The organism is Corynebacterium sp. DNF00584, from assembly GCF_001552965.1.
GTDB classification, from domain to species: Bacteria; Actinomycetota; Actinomycetes; order Mycobacteriales; family Mycobacteriaceae; genus Corynebacterium; species Corynebacterium phoceense.
The window spans coordinates 39,227-55,938 of record NZ_KQ959754.1; the positions used below are offsets into that span (position 1 = coordinate 39,227).

The window sequence follows — 16,712 nt, forward strand, 5'->3', positions numbered from 1 at the left end:
CGGTAGTGGTTCGCGGCCATGGCCGGTGGCTGGTTAGGCCGCAGACGCAAAGCTTTCGAACATGGACAACGGTGACGGCACCGGGCGGAAGTCACGGTCCACGAGCCAGACAAAGGTGGCGGCCGAGGACGTCGTGATCTCGTGCACCGCGTCTCCGCCGTAGCAGTCATGCGGCGTGTCGACCGCTGCGAGCGCCGGGCGTGACGTGTCCTCTTCGGCGGGTGCCGGCGCCGGGCTGACCGCAGCGCGCACCCATGCTTCGGCGGCGACGAGTGCGGCGTCGCTACGCAGCGGTCCGGTGGGAACCGTGATCCGCGCGCTGATGAGATACGCGGGCTCGCGGGTGGCGCCATAACCGCGGACGCGAGCCTTGGCCACCGGGCCCACGCGATAGCGCGTGAGCGCGATGATAAGCGGTGGGGCAGCCCCCACGGCAGGCAGCGCCAGTGTGGGCGGACGCCAGCTGGCGACGGGCCGGGCAAGGGAGCGCGGGTGGCGCAGCACGGTGCGCAGCTTGGACACGGTCTCTGCGGCGGAGAGTTCGATGGCAAGGTGAGTATCAGCAACAGTGTTCATGCTTCGCAGAGTAAGGCTAGGCCCCAACACGCCGGGTCCGGACAATGCCGAACATCGAAATCGTGTTCGAAATGTGGCGACTATAGCGGCGCATCCAAGAGCGATAGACTGAATAGCACGAAGAAAGGGGAAGAAAAAATTTCGGAACACGACAGGGAACTGTCTGCGTCACGCCAGTCCGTCGCGGAATCTTCTGGCATGCCGCACCCGGAGCCGCAGCAGTCGGTAGAGCCGCAGATTGAGGCGAAGATACCGCGTGAGATTTGGATTATGGTCGCTGCGGCGTTCATGATTGCGATTGGCTACGGGCTCATCGCGCCGCTGCTGCCGCAGTTCGTGGTGAGCTTCGACGTGTCGATGGCGGCCGCGGGTTGTGTGGTCTCTGCATTTGCCGCGTCGCGGCTGTTCTTTGCGCCTGCGTCCGGACGCCTCGTGGATATGTTGGGCTCGCGCCGGATTTACCTCGTGGGCCTTACCACGGTGGGTGTTGCCACGGGCATGGTTGCTCTGTCGCAAAGCTATTGGCACATCCTCGCGTTGCGCGCCATCGCGGGCATTGGCTCGACGATGTTTACGGTTTCCGCCATGGGACTTATCGTGCGTTTGTCGCCGCCCACGATTCGCGGCAAGTGTTCGGCACTCTACGGCACGGCATTCCTCTTGGGTAACGTGGCCGGACCGCTGGTGGGCGCGTCCTTGTCGTTCCTCGGCTTCCGGTGGCCGTTTTTTATCTACGGCGTCGGCGTGGGCATTGCCGCGCTTATCGTGGCGGTGCTCATGCCTAAGGTCGACCCCCAGGAGGAACGTGCCCACGAGGCGCCACACATGGCGGTGCGTGACGCATGGTCTGACACGGCGTTTCGCGCCGCGCTGACGTCGAACTTTGCGCACTCGTGGATCAACATGGGCGTGCGCGTCTCCGTGCTTCCGTTGTTTGCGGCATCCGTCTTTCACAACGGTGCGGCGGCTTCTGGTTTCGCGCTGGCGGCGTTCGCGGCGGGTAATGCGACGGTTCTGCAATTCTCGGGCCGCCTGGCAGACAGGTGGGGCCGCAAGCCCCTCATCATAAGTGGCCTGGTGGGCTCCGGGGTCTTCATGGGCACGCTGGGGTCCGCGGACCACGTGGTCTCGCTCATCGTATTCTCCGTGTTGGCCGGCGCGGCCTCGGGCCTTATCAATCCGGCGCAGCAGGCAGCACTCGCGGACGTTATTGGCAACGATCGCTCTGGCGGCCAGGTGCTCTCCGCATTCCAGATGGCGGGCGACTTTGGTCAAATCTTAGGCCCCATCGTCATTGGTGCACTCGCGGACGAATGGGGATTTATGGCAGCCTTTGGTCTATGTGCGGTCATTGCCGTCGTGGGGCTGAGCGGTTGGTTCTTTGCTCGCGAGCCGTTAGAAACGGTTATCCCGCGCCGTCTGCGCGTGCGGAACCAAAAAAATGACCAACGGGTTACTTGGGAAATAAAAATTTCATTAGACTAGCGCCCGTGAGTTTTCAAGAACGTGTCGAGAGTCATCGTGCCGACCTGAATAAGTCGGACCTCGCGATCGTTGATGTGTTGCTATCCAACCCAGCAGAGGCCGCCTTGTGGCGCGGCGAAGACGTGGCCGCACGTGCCCGCGTTCATCCCTCTGCCGTGACGCGTACCTCGAAGAAACTCGGCTACAAGGGTTTCCTTGAGCTGCGCGCGGATCTGCGCGACATGCACTCTGATTTCCTTGCTGGTCACGTGGAGACGCTCAAGCCGCGGGCAGCGACTATGCGCGATGGTTCCACGCTGGGCAACATGGTGCAGTCTGAGATTGATAACTTCATTCTCATCCCGAAGAACGTGAAGCAGCGCGATATCGACGCTGCGGCGGATCTCATCATGGAAGGCGAGCGCATTTATATCTATGGCCGCAGCGACTCCGCGCTGTTGTCTGAGATGTACTATCGCCGTCTCGGCCGCTTTGGCCTTGCGGTACATGACCTCACCGACCTGACGGCGCATGAGAATGCGGAGGCTGTGCTCACCATGACGGGTAAGGACGTCCTCATCGTCTTCGAGTTCCGCAAAGCTTCCAGGCAGCTGCGCCACCTCCTCGCGCACGCGGAGAAGGTTGGCGCACGCATCCTGCTCGTGACGGATAATCTGCAGATTCTCTCGCCCATCCCGGATATCGTGCTGGCGTCCCCGCGTGGCGCCCGCGATGGCTGGCTGTCCATGTCTGTGCCGCTCATGATTGCCAACTCGGTCATCGTGACGATTGGTGAACGATACGCGGAGCGCGTCAAGGAATACCAGGACCGGCTCGATCGACTCAAGCGCGTCTTCGAGGCCTAAGCGCAGCACGCACCATGCGCGCACAATATAAAAGCAACGCTGCCGCAGTCCCCAGACGAGGAGTGCGGCGGCGTTGCTGAGCGGTGAGCGGGAGCGTAACTAGCTAGCGAACGGGTAGTCCGTGTAACCATGTGCGCCACCCACGTAGAAGGTGGCGGGGTCCGGCTCGTTGAGCTCAAGGCCCTCCTCCCAGCCGCGGGAGAGATCCGGGTTAGCCAGAATCATGCGGCCTACGACGACGGCGTCGACGTAGGGGCGCTCGATGAGCGCGGCGGCATCGGAAAGCTGGGTGACGGTGGGGAAGCCCGTGTTGAAGAGGACGCGGGTCGTGCCGTTGGCACGGGCTTTCTCCGCAAGGTTCTGGATAAGCGCGTTCTCCTCGAATCCCCAGAGCAAGGATACGTAGGCGATGTTCAGATCCTTGATGCCGTCGAGGTAGGCACCGTAGGTGGCGGCGACCTCTGCGTCGTTGTCCTCGGGATCGATGGGCCCCTGGGCATTCATCTTGGGGGACAGGCGGATGGCGACGCGGTCGGCGCCGATTTCCTCGACAAGGGCCTGGGTGAGCTCGATGAGCAGGCGGGCGCGGTTTTCGGGCGAGCCGCCGTACTCGTCCGTGCGCTGGTTGGAGACGGCGCCCATGAATTCATGGAGCAGGTATCCGTTAGCGCCGTGGATTTCGACGCCATCAATGCCGGCGTCGACCGCGCGGCGGGCGGCGGCACGGAACTGTTCGATGATGCGCGGGATCTCCGAGGTCTCCAAGGCGCGGGGCACCGGGCAGTCTTTGCGGGTCTCGAAGTCGCGTACGGCGGTGCCCGAGGCAATGGCGGACGGTGCCTCCGGTTGCGGGCCGTTCGATAGCGTTGTGTGGGACAGGCGGCCGGCATGCATCATCTGCATGAAGATTGTGCCGCCCTTGGCGTGGACGGCGTCCGCAACCCTGGCCCAACCGGCCTGCTGCTCTGCAGTCTCGATACCGGCCTGACCGGGGAAGGCGCGGGTGGACACCGCGGGGAAGGTGCCCTCGGTGACGACGAGTCCGTTGCTGGCACGCTGCGAGTAATACTCCGCGTGGAGCTCGGTGGGGATGCCGGACTCGCCCGCGCGGGAGCGGGTGAGGGCCGCCATGGTCACGCGGTTGGCCAGCTCGTAACGGCCGAGGGACAGGGGCTTAAACAGATCGCTCGTGGTCATGGTGGCTACAACGGCGCGCATCTGTGCTTTATTCCGGGTGCGTTGGTTACGGTTGAATTGGCTACCGCCCGGCGGGCCGCGACGGACTCTCGAAACCATGGAAATGACAAAGAAGGCCATCGTCGCCACCGGCGCCACGCATACTTCGGTGGTCGCCACCGCCTTGGCGGGTATGACGTTGGGCCAGCCGCCACGCCTAAGCCCGAACAGATCTTTATATGCAAAGGTATGACGTGTCTTTGGCGTGGTGAGCCGCGGTCGTCACCGTTCTTCATTGAAGGATGCCGGGTGTGCGGGTACGCAGGGGGCCATGGCTGATTTCGCATTAAATAACCCGAACACTGGTAAGCAAGAAGAGACTTTTCAGCGCATCGCGGACTCCGATCGCGATGGCATCTTAGACCGCTCCACGGCGGCCTTTAAGGAGTGGAGCGCGACAAGCATCGATGAGCGCGCCGCCGTGCTGGCGCGTACCGCGGACCTCTACGAGGAGCGCGCGGAGGAACTCGCCGAGCACATCGGATGTGAGATGGGCAAGCTCACGCGTTGGGGCAAGGCGGAGATTTCTATCGTCGCCGACATTTACCGGTACTACGCCGAGCACGCGCACGAGCTGCTCGCGGACGAGGAACTCCCGGCGCAGGGTGCCATTCACAGCTACGTGCGCAAGGACCCGCTTGGCCCGCTGCTAGGCATCATGCCGTGGAATTTCCCGTACTACCAGGTCGCCCGTTTCGCTGCTCCCAACCTGTTGCTGGGCAACACCATCGTGCTGAAGCATGCGTCGATTTGCCCGCTGTCCTCCCAGGACTGTGAGGATCTGCTCGTCGAGGCGGGCCTGCCCAAGGACGCGTATATCAATATCTACGCCTCGGGCTCCCAGATGGATGACTTCGTGGCGGATAAGCGCATCAAGGGCGTCTCGCTCACCGGCTCCGAGGGCGCTGGCGCTGCCGTGGCGAAGACCGCAGGCGAAAACTACAAGAAGTCCGTGCTCGAGCTGGGCGGCAACGATCCGTTCATCGTTCTCGACGACGCGAAGCTTGAGTGGGTTCTGGACCAGTACCTGCCCATCCGCATGTATAACACCGGCCAGGCGTGCAACGCGCCCAAGCGCCTTATCGTCATGGAAGACTTCTACGACCGCACCGTCGAGTACCTCGAGGAGAAGATCGGTGCGATGAAGGTCGGCTCCTTCGACGACGAGAACGCGGACATCGGACCGCTGTCCTCCATCGACGCGCGCGACGAGATTGTTGAGCGACTCGAGAAGGCTGCGCAGAACGGTGAGGCCACCATTCGTGTGGGTGGCAAGGCCCTTGATCGCGAGGGCGCCTACATGGAGCCCACGCTGCTCACCGACGTCGACCCGAAGGCAGACGTGGGCTGCAACGAGATCTTCGGTCCCGTCGCCATCGTCTACAAGGTCAAGGACGCAGACGAGGCCGTGAAGGTGGCTAACGAGGCCTCCGAGTACGGCCTGTCCGGCTCCGTGTGGGGCGCCGACGTGGAGGCTGCTGCGAAGGTCGCCTCCCAGCTCAAAGACGGCATGACCTTCGTCAACGAGGCCTCCGTGACCGCCGCTGGCCTGCCCTTCGGCGGCGTGGGCCGTTCCGGCTACGGCCGTGAGCTCGCACGCTGGGGCGTGGGCGAGTTCGTCAATGAGCACCTGTTCCGCGTCTCCGGACAAGACGACGCTGGACTGTCGCCCGCCCTCTAATCTGGTGCAGCTTTCGTTAGCGTGAACATGCGCTCACACCCCGTATACAGACGGCGTCCACGATGGAATCGTGGGTGCCGTTTCGCGTTGCGGGCATACTGCGGGAAGGGGAGAGGCGCGACCGGAGCTAGCAACCGGGACGAGCCATTGTGACCATTCGGGTGGGGAGCGCACCGCGGTGTTTCCGCCCACCAACACGTAACTATTTGTGTATTCAATGGTGTTTATTGCCTGCGTCAAGTAGTGTGGGTGGAGCAATGAGCATTACCGATAACGCCACCGGCGGCGTCAACGAGCCGGAAGAAAATTTCAATCAGTCGGAATCTCAGGAAAACACGCAAGGTGTCGTGGCAGGCAATGCCACGGATAACGTCGTGGCAGATAGCGCCACGGACTCGAATGACAACGACACCAGGGCTGCGGCAACTTCTGAGGACACCGGCGCCGAATCTGAGGATTCGGCCAATGACGACTCCCAGGGGTTTGCGCACCTCGGTCTACCTGAAGAAGTTCAGGAGGCCGTTGCCAAGGTGGGCTACACCACCCCTTCACCCATTCAGGCAGAGACCATTCCGATCTTGATGGAGGGCCGCGACGTCGTGGGCCTTGCACAGACCGGTACGGGTAAAACCGCAGCGTTCGCGCTGCCGGTCCTGTCCCAGATCGATCCGGATGCCCGCCACCCGCAGGCCCTCGTTCTCGCGCCGACGCGTGAGCTCGCCCTGCAGGTCGCAGACTCCTTCCAGTCCTTCGCGGACCACCTAGGCCGCATTGAAATCCTGCCCATCTATGGTGGTCAGGCCTACGGCATCCAGCTCTCGGGCTTGCGCCGTGGCGCACAGGTCATCGTCGGCACCCCGGGTCGCGTCATCGACCACTTGGAGAAGGGCTCGCTGGACATCTCGCAGCTGCGCTTCCTCGTGCTCGATGAGGCGGACGAGATGCTCAACATGGGCTTCCAGGAAGACGTCGAGCGCATCCTCGAAGATACTCCGGAAGACAAGCAGGTCGCACTCTTCTCCGCGACCATGCCCAATGGCATTCGCCGCCTGTCCAAGCAGTACCTCAATGAACCTGCTGAGGTTACCGTCAAGTCTGAGCGCCGCACGAACGACAACATCACGCAGCGCTACCTGCTTACGGCACACCGCCAGAAGATGGATGCGTTCACGCGCATCCTGGAGGTCATCGAATACGACGGCATGATTGTCTTCTGCCGCACGAAGCACGAGACCGAAGAAGTTGCAGACACCTTGCGCGACGCCGGCTACAACGCGGCCGCCATTAACGGCGACATCGCGCAGCAGCAGCGTGAGCGCACCGTCGACCAGCTCAAGGATGGCCGCTTGGACATCCTCGTCGCGACAGACGTCGCGGCCCGTGGCTTGGACGTGGACCGCATCACGCACGTCATCAACTACGATATTCCGAATGACACGGAGTCCTATGTCCACCGCATCGGCCGTACCGGTCGTGCCGGCCGCACAGGCGAGGCCATCCTCTTCGTCACCCCGCGTGAGCGTCGCATGCTCCGTTCCATTGAGCGCGTGACCAATGCTCGCCTCGAGGAAATGGATCTGCCCAGCGTCGACGAGGTCAACGCGAAGCGCAAGGAGAAGTTCGCGGCGTCTATCGGCGAGTCTCTCGAGGACAAGCAGATGGAGCTCTTCCGCGGCCTCGTGCGCAAGTACTCGGAGACCAACAATGTGGCCATGGACGACATTGCCGCCGCACTCGCCGTGCAGCTGCAGGGAGGCCAGGAGTTCCTACTCAAGGAGCAACCGAAGTCCAAGCGTGACCGCCGCGACCGTGACCGCTTTGAGCGCGACGACCGTCGTGACCGCGACCGCGGTGGCTTCCGTGGCCGCGGCGACCGTGGTGATCGCGGCCCGCGTCGTCCTGACGGTGACTTTGTTACCTACCGCCTTGATGTCGGCAAGCGCCAGAATGTCCGCCCCGGTGCCATCGTCGGCGCCCTGGCCAACGAAGGTGGCTTGACCTCCAAGGACTTCGGTCGCATTACCATCGCCGTGGGGCATACCCTGGTTGACCTGCCGAAGGACATGGATCCGGCCGTGCTCGACCGTCTCAAGGACACGCGCATTTCCGGCCAGCTCATCAACATTACGAAGGACACTGGTCGTCCGCCGCGTCGCGACAACGATCGTGGTGGCCGTGACGATCGCCGCGGAGGCTACCGTGGCGGCCGCGACCGTGATGACCGCCGTGGTGGCCGTGACGATCGCCGTGGTGGTTACCGTGGTGGCCGCGACCGTGATGACCGCCGTGGTGGTTTCCGCGGTAGCCGCGACCGTGATGACCGTCGCGGTGGCTGGCGCGACTAGCCAGCTAGACGCCTAGACCGCAGAAAAGACCCGGCCAGCGGACTCGAGAGGAGTTCGCTGGCCGGGTCTTTCGCATGTGGTTGGCGCCGGGGACAACACGGTACCGAGCGCGCGAGGACGCGCAAGGCGAGGCGCGTTAAATGAACATGAGGATCGCGATGATGATCCACAGCAGGTTGAAGATGCCGGAGAACATCGCAATCTGGGAGCGGGACTTCTCCAGATCGACCGGCTTATCGGCCGGGGCAGCAGCCTGCACAGTGTCGGTGTCGCCGCCCAGAGCCGCGACGACAGCCTTTTGCTTGGGGATGACGACGAAGATGAGCAGAGCCCAGGCGACGATCGCGAGGGCGATGGAGGCGTGGAACTGGCCTTGCTTTCCGTAGGTGGCCAGGTCCGTGAGGAATACGGCGACGCCGAGGACCGGGACGATGGCGGAGAAGAGACCGTACGTCTTCGTGATGCGGTGCAGGATGCTCAGCGCGCCGGTGTTGCCGCCCTGGGCGTTGACGATCTGAGCCGGGAACATGGAGGTGGAGACCATGACCGGGCCGACGAGCAGGATGGCGGCGATGACATGGATGGCGATGGCGAGAGTAGTCATGGGGTGACCTGTCTAAAGACCTTTCGTTGCGATTGTTGTGCACGCAGGCAAGCCGCCTGCGGCCATTAGGGAACAAGCCTATAGATGAACAGGGCCTTTCGCGAACCGGGGGCACGGGGAATTACAACCGGCAGGCGCGGCGCACTGCTCTATGGTCCGCGGCCGGCAACGGTAGGGAATAGGCGTAGGCGACGGCGGCCAGCCGCTGCGCGTACCAACACTGGCGGGCCCGCGCCGGCGGCATCCAACGCGAGGGGAGTTGATCGGACTTTTCCTGATTGAGGGCGCGCGATGTGATGACGAGGTTGAGCGGATCGTTAGCGAACTCCGCGCGTCGTGCGTCGTCCCAGGCCCACGCGCCCATGTCCCAGGCCGCGGCAAGCGGAAAGACGTGGTCAGCCTCGAGCCTTTCCGTGGAGAAGACGCGCGTGTCGGCATAGAGATCCTCAATGACAGCAGCCGGTTCGCAGCTCGTGGCGCGCGGACGCGACTGCACGGCAAGCGCTGCCTCCCGGGACGTGCAGTGCTCGAGACCCGTCACGCGTGCCCTGCCCCAGCCGTCGCCGAAGGCCTCGCGCTCGTAGCCCACGACGCGGTGGCGCTCGCCCGGGGCGACGGGGACGGCGGTGAGGAGGGTGCGAGGTTCTGGAAGGGTGGCATCGGTAGGCCCTGGCGGAAACAGCCAGGCGGGAGGACTGAGCCAGCGGGGCACGAGAAAGGCGAGGGTGGCGAGAGTGAGGAGAAAAACGTACACGCGCCGGGCAGTCACGGAGTCGCGAAGAAAAGCATTCACGACTTAGTTGGACTGGCCGGCGCGGCGAAAGGTTCCGCGTAGACGGTGCTCGTTAATCGGCGGCGCCTTCGAACTGGAAGTTCTTATCGCGGTTGGCCTTCGCGATGAGCTCCTGTGCGGCGTCGAACTCCGCGGTAGTCTCCGGGCGAGGTGCGGCGGTGGCAAGCGACACGACCCAGGTGACGATCGCGGCGGCGGCGAAGCCGGGGACAATCTCGTAGATAAGGTCGCCCAGGGAGGTCATGCCCCACACGATGGTGACGACGGCACCGGTAATCATGCCTGCGATGGCGCCCGGGGCGTTGAGACGCTTCCAGAACAGGGAGAACAGAACCAGTGGGCCGAAGGCGGCGCCGAAGCCGGCCCAGGCGAAGGAGACGAGGCCCAAGATGGAGTCGTTCGGATTAATCGCGAGCACGGCGGCGAGGACGGCGACGGCGACGACGGCGGTGCGCGAGAGGTTCATCATGACCGCGTCCGACGGCTTGTCTTTCTTGACGATGGTGAAGAGATCCTCGATGAGCGAGGAGGAGACGACGAGCAGCTGCGAGGACATCGTCGACATAATGGCGGCAAGGACCGCGGTGAGCACGAGGCCGGCGACGAGCGGGTGGAACATGATCTGCGCCATGTCCAAGAAGATGGTCTCGTAATTCTCCTGGTCCGTAATCGAGTGGTCGGTGTTGGTGAAGAAGACCGTACCGGCCAGTGCCACGAAGACGGCGCCGAGGATGGACAGAGCCATCCAGCCAATGCCCACGCGGCGGCCCGTGGCGGCATCGGCAGGCGAGCGCAGCGCCATGAAGCGCACGATGATGTGCGGCTGGCCGAAGTAGCCCAGGCCCCAAGCGAGGTTGCCGATGATGACAGCGGCGGAGACGCCGGAGAACAGCGAGAAATACTGTGGGTTCTCAATAGCGCCGCCCGTGGCGTAGGGGTTCTCCGCAGCGAAGGAGAAGATATCGGCCGGGTTATCCAGCGCGATGATCGCCATGACGGGGACGATAATGAGCGCGGCGAACATGAGCATGCCCTGAACTGCGTCCGTGTAGGACACCGCGAGGAAGCCGCCGATGAAGGTGTAGGCCACCGTCACCGCAGCAACGATGAGCATGCCGGTCAAGTAGTCGCCCTGGAACGTCGACTCGAAATAGCGGCCGCCGGAGACCATGCCGGAGGAGACGTAGAAGGTAAAGAAGAAGATGATGACGAGTGCAGCGACGATACGCAGCACGCGCGAGTGATCGTGCACGCGGTTTTCAAAGAAGGAGGGCACCGTAATCGAGTTGTTGGCGACCTCCGAGTAGGCACGCAGGCGCGGGGCCACGAGCTTCCAGTTGAACCAGGCGCCGACGGTAAGACCGATGGCCATCCACAGCTCGGAGAAACCGGTGAGGAAGAGCGCGCCGGGCAGGCCCATGAGCAGCCAACCGGACATATCCGAGGCGCCGGCCGAAAGCGCCGCGACGAAGGGGTTGAGACCACGCCCACCCAGGACGTAGTCGTCATACTGGCTCGTCTGCTTGTACGACCAATAACCGATCGCAAGCATGACAAAGAGATAAATGATGATGGCGAGTACGTACCAGGTTGAGGTAGTCACTCACGCCTCCTTTGGTTGTAGAGAGTCGTGTACTGCGGGAGTTGTGCTCTGTAAGGGGGCCCGCGGTGAGCGTAAGCCACACACAGAGTTGCGCAGGACACAGCGTGACCTACGGATGAGTCTGTCCCGCACTATGGTACGGAACACACTGGTGGATCGTGGCGTTTTAGTCAAATCATTCAATAAACCCGAACCTACGTGCGATAGCGCTGCGGCTTACAGTGCGGCGTCCAGCGAAAACCCGACAGGCGGCGCGGTGGGGTCAGAATGTTAGAATGGTCGTTATGTCTTCGTACCTTGTGCATGGAATCTGGCTGCCGGTCTCCGGGCTAGGTTTATGGATTGAACAGGTCGAAGGGCACAAGATCATCACGCCTGCCGCGGTGCCGGAGGGCACCTTCCCCGCGGTCGTGGATCAGATCCTTGCTAATAAATCTTTCCGCAACCGTGCACGCATGACGCTGCGCACGCCCAAGGGCAAAGACGTCTCGCTCATGGTGCCCATGGCCATGTTTGGCCCAGATGAGACGGTGAAGATTTTAAGCCAGCTCACCGCCGTGTCGCGGCGCGCGCCGGGCGTGAGCCTAGAGCAGCGCGAAAGCCTCGCCCCGGATCTACTCTGGCTCGTGCGTGCGTATGAGGGACTCACGAAGTTCGTGCGCGCGGGGCGCGTGACCATGCGCCTGAACTACCAGTCCGGCGAGTGGTTCCCCATGTGGCAGCTTGCCTCAGGCCTGGGGGAGCGCGGCTGGCTCGCGGAGATGGTCGCGGCGGCTCCCGGCATCCTTACCGTCAATAACCGGGCGCTCACTGATGACATGGCGGACGAGCTCACGCACTGGATTACCTACGTTGAGCTCGAGGACCTCCGCACGCAGATTCGCCCTTACCCGTGGCACGAGTTCGTCGATGCCCTCCTGCGGACCACGGCGGTCAAGCGCGGCCGCGCCCAGCTCCTGCGCGGGCTGAACGAGTGGAAGGATTCCATTACCCAGGTCGACCTCCAGCTTGTGGTCATCGTCGAGGAGCCGCCGGCGGAGCAGGAGCTTGCCGATGCCCCCGCTCCCGGCTTTGCCGCCGCCTCCAGCGCCGGAGACGACGGGGACGAAAGTTTTACTCCGGGATGGCAGGATACGACGTGGCCGGTGCGCCTTGCCGTGCGCTCGGGCACGGATGCGCCGCAGCCCATCCGCACGAGCCAGCTCGACCGCACGAGCGTGGAGCGCCTGCGCGACGTGCGCCGCCGCGCCATCGAGATCGCGCCGCGCTTGGCACAGGAGGGCTCGCGCGAGCCGGACCGCTACTACGAGAACGCGGGCGACTGGGATGTCTATCTCAGCACCGAGGACCTGCTTCAATTCGTGGGCGCAGACGCTGCGGCGCTGCGCACGGCCGGGATCAACGTTATGTTGCCCAAAGCATGGTCCCAGATGGAGACCACCGCCAAACTGGAGACCCGCGAGGCTGACTCCGGGGCGGACGGCGCGACGAAGCGCCACCTCGGCATGGAAAAGCTGGTTAAGTATGACTGGCGCCTGTCCGTGGGCGATATTGAGCTCACCGACGACGAGATGGACGAACTCATCGCCTCGAAATCTGGACTTATCCGCCTGCGCGGCAACTGGGTGATGGCGGATACGGCGTCCATCACGCGGATTAGCGACTACATGTCCAAGCTGGCCAAGCAATCGCGCGAGCGGATGAAGAAGGAACTCGAACGCGACCTCATGCGCGCCGAGCACGCTCGAGACTTGGGCACGCCGGGCTGGGAAGACCAGATCGCGGACGTCCAGCGCCGGCTTGCGGAGTTCAACGAGGCCGCGGACGACGCAGACTTCGGCGAGGTCACCGTCGCGGAACTGCGCCAGCTCGCGCTCGAGGCGATGGCCAAGGACCCGATCGAGTTCACCGGCAGCGGCTGGTTCAACTCCTTGCTTGGCGGCATGGAGACCCCGGCGCCCAAGCGCGTCGACATTCCGGACACGGTGCATGCGGAGCTGCGCGATTACCAGCGCCGCGGCGTGGACTGGCTTTACTGGATGTCCCAGAACGATATCGGCGCGGTGCTCGCGGACGACATGGGCCTGGGCAAGACGCTGCAGCTGCTTTCCTTGCTCGCGGTCGAGCACGCCGCCGCCGCGGCTGCGGAGGAAGCGAAGCCCGGCCCTACGCTCGTCATCGCGCCCACCTCCGTCGTAGGTAACTGGGCACGCGAGGCCGCGAAGTTCGTGCCGAGCTTCAAAGTCCTCGTCCAGCATGGCTCGCAGCGCCTGCGCGATCAGGATTTCGTGGACAAGGCACGCGACTACGACCTCGTCATCACCTCGTACGGCACGGCCTCGCGGGACTTCTTCATGCTTGGCGAAGTGGACTGGGACCGCGTCGTGCTCGACGAGGCGCAAGCCATTAAGAACTCCGGCACGCGGGCCTCGCGGGCTGTGCGCTCGTTGCCGTCGCGGCATCGGTTAGCTCTCACGGGCACTCCGGTGGAAAATCGTCTGAGCGAGATGCGTTCCATCCTCGACTTCTGTAACCCGGGCGTCCTGGGCTCGGCGAGCTTCTTCCGCAACCACTTTGCCAAGCCCATCGAACGCGGGGATGACCCTGGCCTGGCCGAGCGGCTGCGCCAGCTCATCGCGCCCTTTATCCTGCGGCGCCTGAAGACTGACCCCACCATCATCGATGACCTGCCGGAGAAGTCCGAGCAGATCGTTACCGTGGAGATGACTTCGGAGCAGGCGGCGCTGTATAAAGCGCTCGTCGACTCCATCCAGCGGCGCTTGGAGGAAACGAAGGGCATGGCGCGCCGCGGCCTCGTGCTCGCCTCGCTCACACACATTAAGCAGATTTGTAACCACCCGGCGCACTACTTGGGCGATGGTAGCGCCGTGACCATTCGCGGCAAACACCGCTCTGGCAAGGCTCGCGAACTCATGCGCATTGTCGATGAGGCCACGCAGACCGGCGAGCGCATTCTCGTCTTCACACAGTACAAGGCCTTTGGCGATATCCTGCAGCCTTACCTCACGGAGCAACTCGGCCGTGAGATTCCGTTCCTACACGGCGGCGTGACGAAAAATAAGCGTGACCAGATGGTGGAGAGTTTCCAGGCGCCCGATGGGCCGCCGGTGATGATTCTTTCGCTCAAGGCGGGCGGCACGGGCCTTAACCTCACGGCGGCGAATATCGTGGTCCACATGGACCGCTGGTGGAACCCCGCCGTGGAAAATCAGGCCACGGACCGCGCCTTCCGCATCGGCCAGGAGCGCAACGTGCAGGTCTACAAGATGATTACGGCGGGCACGCTCGAGGAATCCATCCAGGACATCCTCGACGGCAAGATGCAGCTCGCCGGCGCCATCGTGGGCGAAGGCGAAGGCTGGCTCACCGAGCTCAGCCCCGAGCAGCTGGCTGATCTTATGAGCTATAGGGGAAGGGAGTAGGCCATGGCGGATTCAACCACGGGCGACGCAACGAACGATGGCTCGACGCCTGACAACGTCACCTACGTCAACTTCGGCACGCGCAAGCGCGTGACTACGCAGGACGAGGTCCTCAAGGTCGACCGCGTCAACCACTCCGGATCCTCTATGTCTCCGGCCGCGACGCGCCTCGTGTCCTTCATGAGCAAGGAAGTCGACGCCGGACGCTTGGCGCGCGGGCGTGACTACGCTCATGCGGGCAACGTCGTCGGCCTTGACGTGCGCAATGGCGCCATTCACGGGCGTGTGGCCGGCAGCCAAAACGAGCCCTTCGCCGTGCTTATCCAGCTGCCCTACCGCAGCAACGACGATGTGGGCCAGGTCAGCGAGATTATGGCGCGCACTCCCAATGCCATCCGTGACGCGCGTGACGGCCTCCTGCCCGTCCGCGTCCTCGATATCCTGTTGGGTGAGGACCCCGACGACGTGCGCTTTAGCTGCTCGTGCCCGGATCACGCTCCATTCTGCAAGCACATCGTGGCGGTGGTCGACCGCCTCGCCGCGCGCATGGACGCCGACCCTTCCGTCGTCTTCGCCATGCGCGGCCTGAGCTTCGCCACGCTGGAACAGTCCATGATGGCCCAAGCTCAGGAAGCTTCCCGCGACGCGTATTCGCCGAACTCCGGTCTGGACTCCGCGGAGCGCAACCAGCTGTTCTGGAACGGCCGCGGCCTGCCCGATATTCCTGAGCCCAAGATCGCGCCGGCCCTTGAGGACTCCGATATGGATCTGCTCCGGAAGGCCTTGCGCTCTGTCACGCACACCAATCTCGAATTGTTGCGCGCCGTGAGCGATATCGAAGAACTCTACGATTTTTTGGTGCAGCGCTAAAGGCATGCAGCAAGACTCCTAGCCGGCGCGTTCGATATAACTCGGCGTCATGTCGACCCCCTGTTTTATGGTGGAGCCATGACTCAACGCGTAACTTTTATCCATACCTCGGACTTCCAGTGGGGAATGCAGCGCTGGTTCCTCGAAGGCGAGGCACAGGCCCGCTTTAGCGCCGCCCGTCTTGCCGCCGTTGAGCGCCTGGGCGAGCTCGCCACGCGCACCGGCGCGCAGTTTATTGTCGCCGCCGGAGACGTCTTTGAACATAACTCTCTTACGCGCCAGACCACCGGCCGCGCCAATGAGGTGCTCGCTGGTCTGCCGGTGCCTGTTTACCTGTTGCCGGGCAACCATGATCCTCTCGTGGCTGACTCGATTTTCCGTACCGCGACTGCGGAGAACGTCTATGTCTTGGGCGATAGCGTGCCACAGGAGGTGGCCGACGGTGTCGAGCTCGTGGGGGCTCCGTTGCTTACCAAGCATGTCAACCGTGACCTCGTTGCTGAGGCCCTGCAGGGACTTGAGCCCACGGAGAATATCCGGATCGCAGTGGGCCACGGCCAGGTCTCCTCGCGTACCTCCACGCCTTCGCCAGCAGAGATTGACTTAGCGCAGGTCGAGCAGGCCGTTCGCTCCGGCTCTATCGATTACCTTGCTTTGGGCGATACGCACTCAACCCAGAACCTCTCGGCGACTGGCGCGGTGTGGTTCTCTGGTTCGCCCGAAGTGACGGATTTCCATGGCCTCGAGACGGATAACGGCGAGCGTGATTCCGGCAATGCTCTCGTGGTCACCATCGAAAAGGACGGCACGGGACCGGCTACGGTGACGGTAGAAAAGCACCACGTGGGGCAGTGGCGCTTTGACGCTGTGTCCGCGGAGCTTGACTCCCTCGAAGACGTGGAGTCTTTCCTGTCGCAGCTGCGTGCCTATGAGAATAAGGACCGCACCGTCATCAAGTACGGTCTCACCGGCACGCTGAGTCTGACCGCACAGCGCGCGCTGGAATCAGGGCTTGATGAACTCACTGATATCTTTGCCGCGCTTTATCCGCGCGAGCGCCTTATGGACTTGGTGACCGAGCCCGACCCGGATGAGCTCGACAACCTCGGACTTACCGGCTTCGCCGCGTCGGCGCTGGAAGAACTCGTCGAGGATATGAGCGCTGGCGACCTCGAAGCGCGCGATGCCACTAATCTGCTGTTCCGTCTTACTGCCAAGGGAGCCTAAACCA

Annotated in this window: 12 protein-coding genes; 7 read left to right on the plus strand and 5 right to left on the minus strand. The window is 63.3% G+C overall.

Going from position 1 to position 16,712, the window contains the following annotated elements; translation table 11 throughout:
* Nucleotides 1–33 precede the first annotated feature (33 nt).
* Nucleotides 34–576, minus strand: coding sequence for a hypothetical protein (locus HMPREF0307_RS07530; protein ID WP_066490710.1), 543 nt, complete (start codon nucleotides 574–576; stop codon nucleotides 34–36).
* A gap of 198 nt (nucleotides 577–774) precedes the next feature.
* Here HMPREF0307_RS07530 and HMPREF0307_RS07535 point away from each other — a divergent pair, with 198 nt between their 5' ends.
* Nucleotides 775–2,061: an MFS transporter gene (locus HMPREF0307_RS07535; protein WP_066490712.1), complete on the plus strand. Its 1,287-nt coding sequence runs from the start codon at nucleotides 775–777 to the stop codon at nucleotides 2,059–2,061.
* Nucleotides 2,062–2,066: 5 nt separating this feature from the next.
* Entirely contained in the window at nucleotides 2,067–2,906 is an 840-nt protein-coding gene (locus HMPREF0307_RS07540) for a MurR/RpiR family transcriptional regulator (RefSeq protein ID WP_066490714.1), read from the plus strand.
* 99 nt (nucleotides 2,907–3,005) lie between these two features.
* On the opposite strand, the gene HMPREF0307_RS07545 is transcribed toward HMPREF0307_RS07540, so the two are convergent.
* Nucleotides 3,006–4,124 carry an alkene reductase gene (locus tag HMPREF0307_RS07545; RefSeq protein WP_369799431.1) on the minus strand — a complete coding sequence of 373 codons (1,119 nt, stop codon included), beginning with the start codon at nucleotides 4,122–4,124 and terminating at the stop codon, nucleotides 3,006–3,008.
* 289 nt (nucleotides 4,125–4,413) lie between these two features.
* On the opposite strand from HMPREF0307_RS07545, the gene HMPREF0307_RS07550 reads away from it, so the two are divergent.
* Both HMPREF0307_RS07550 and HMPREF0307_RS07555 read left to right on the plus strand, forming a co-directional pair.
* Nucleotides 4,414–5,823 (plus strand): NAD-dependent succinate-semialdehyde dehydrogenase, encoded by a 1,410-nt coding sequence (locus HMPREF0307_RS07550; RefSeq protein ID WP_066490716.1) that lies wholly within the window; start codon nucleotides 4,414–4,416, stop codon nucleotides 5,821–5,823.
* Between the two features lie 257 nt (nucleotides 5,824–6,080).
* Complete coding sequence (locus tag HMPREF0307_RS07555) at nucleotides 6,081–8,168, plus strand: DEAD/DEAH box helicase (protein ID WP_066490718.1); 2,088 nt, start codon at nucleotides 6,081–6,083, stop codon at nucleotides 8,166–8,168.
* Nucleotides 8,169–8,304: 136 nt separating this feature from the next.
* Here the strand turns inward: HMPREF0307_RS07555 and HMPREF0307_RS07560 are convergent, their stop codons facing one another.
* The 3 genes from HMPREF0307_RS07560 to putP all read right to left on the minus strand — a co-directional run bounded on the left by HMPREF0307_RS07560 (nucleotide 8,305) and on the right by putP (nucleotide 11,168).
* Nucleotides 8,305–8,772 carry a hypothetical protein gene (locus tag HMPREF0307_RS07560; protein ID WP_066490723.1) on the minus strand — a complete coding sequence of 156 codons (468 nt, stop codon included), beginning with the start codon at nucleotides 8,770–8,772 and terminating at the stop codon, nucleotides 8,305–8,307.
* A gap of 121 nt (nucleotides 8,773–8,893) precedes the next feature.
* Nucleotides 8,894–9,526 (minus strand): HNH endonuclease family protein, encoded by a 633-nt coding sequence (locus HMPREF0307_RS07565; protein WP_231725113.1) that lies wholly within the window; start codon nucleotides 9,524–9,526, stop codon nucleotides 8,894–8,896.
* A 91-nt stretch (nucleotides 9,527–9,617) separates the two neighbouring features.
* Nucleotides 9,618–11,168, minus strand: coding sequence for a sodium/proline symporter PutP (gene putP, locus HMPREF0307_RS07570; protein WP_077210057.1), 1,551 nt, complete (start codon nucleotides 11,166–11,168; stop codon nucleotides 9,618–9,620).
* A gap of 284 nt (nucleotides 11,169–11,452) precedes the next feature.
* Here putP and HMPREF0307_RS07575 point away from each other — a divergent pair, with 284 nt between their 5' ends.
* The 3 genes from HMPREF0307_RS07575 (at nucleotide 11,453) to HMPREF0307_RS07585 (ending at nucleotide 16,708) form a co-directional block, all read left to right on the plus strand.
* Entirely contained in the window at nucleotides 11,453–14,611 is a 3,159-nt protein-coding gene (locus tag HMPREF0307_RS07575; protein ID WP_066490728.1) for a DEAD/DEAH box helicase, read from the plus strand.
* A 3-nt stretch (nucleotides 14,612–14,614) separates the two neighbouring features.
* A complete protein-coding gene (locus HMPREF0307_RS07580) occupies nucleotides 14,615–15,481 on the plus strand; it encodes an SWIM zinc finger family protein (protein WP_066490730.1) in 867 nt (288 codons plus the stop codon).
* Between the two features lie 78 nt (nucleotides 15,482–15,559).
* Nucleotides 15,560–16,708, plus strand: a complete 1,149-nt coding sequence (locus tag HMPREF0307_RS07585) for a metallophosphoesterase family protein (protein ID WP_066490733.1) — start codon at nucleotides 15,560–15,562, stop codon at nucleotides 16,706–16,708.
* Nucleotides 16,709–16,712: the final 4 nt, after the last annotated feature.

Coding starts and splice junctions, on each gene's coding strand:
- HMPREF0307_RS07575 (WP_066490728.1), top strand. CDS start 11,453: ATGTCTTCGTACCTTGTGCATGGAATCTGGCTGCCGGTCTCCGGGCTA.
- HMPREF0307_RS07550 (WP_066490716.1), top strand. CDS start 4,414: ATGGCTGATTTCGCATTAAATAACCCGAACACTGGTAAGCAAGAAGAG.
- HMPREF0307_RS07585 (WP_066490733.1), top strand. CDS start 15,560: ATGACTCAACGCGTAACTTTTATCCATACCTCGGACTTCCAGTGGGGA.
- HMPREF0307_RS07580 (WP_066490730.1), top strand. CDS start 14,615: ATGGCGGATTCAACCACGGGCGACGCAACGAACGATGGCTCGACGCCT.
- HMPREF0307_RS07530 (WP_066490710.1), bottom strand. CDS start 576: ATGAACACTGTTGCTGATACTCACCTTGCCATCGAACTCTCCGCCGCA.
- HMPREF0307_RS07545 (WP_369799431.1), bottom strand. CDS start 4,124: ATGCGCGCCGTTGTAGCCACCATGACCACGAGCGATCTGTTTAAGCCC.
- HMPREF0307_RS07560 (WP_066490723.1), bottom strand. CDS start 8,772: ATGACTACTCTCGCCATCGCCATCCATGTCATCGCCGCCATCCTGCTC.
- HMPREF0307_RS07535 (WP_066490712.1), top strand. CDS start 775: ATGCCGCACCCGGAGCCGCAGCAGTCGGTAGAGCCGCAGATTGAGGCG.
- HMPREF0307_RS07555 (WP_066490718.1), top strand. CDS start 6,081: ATGAGCATTACCGATAACGCCACCGGCGGCGTCAACGAGCCGGAAGAA.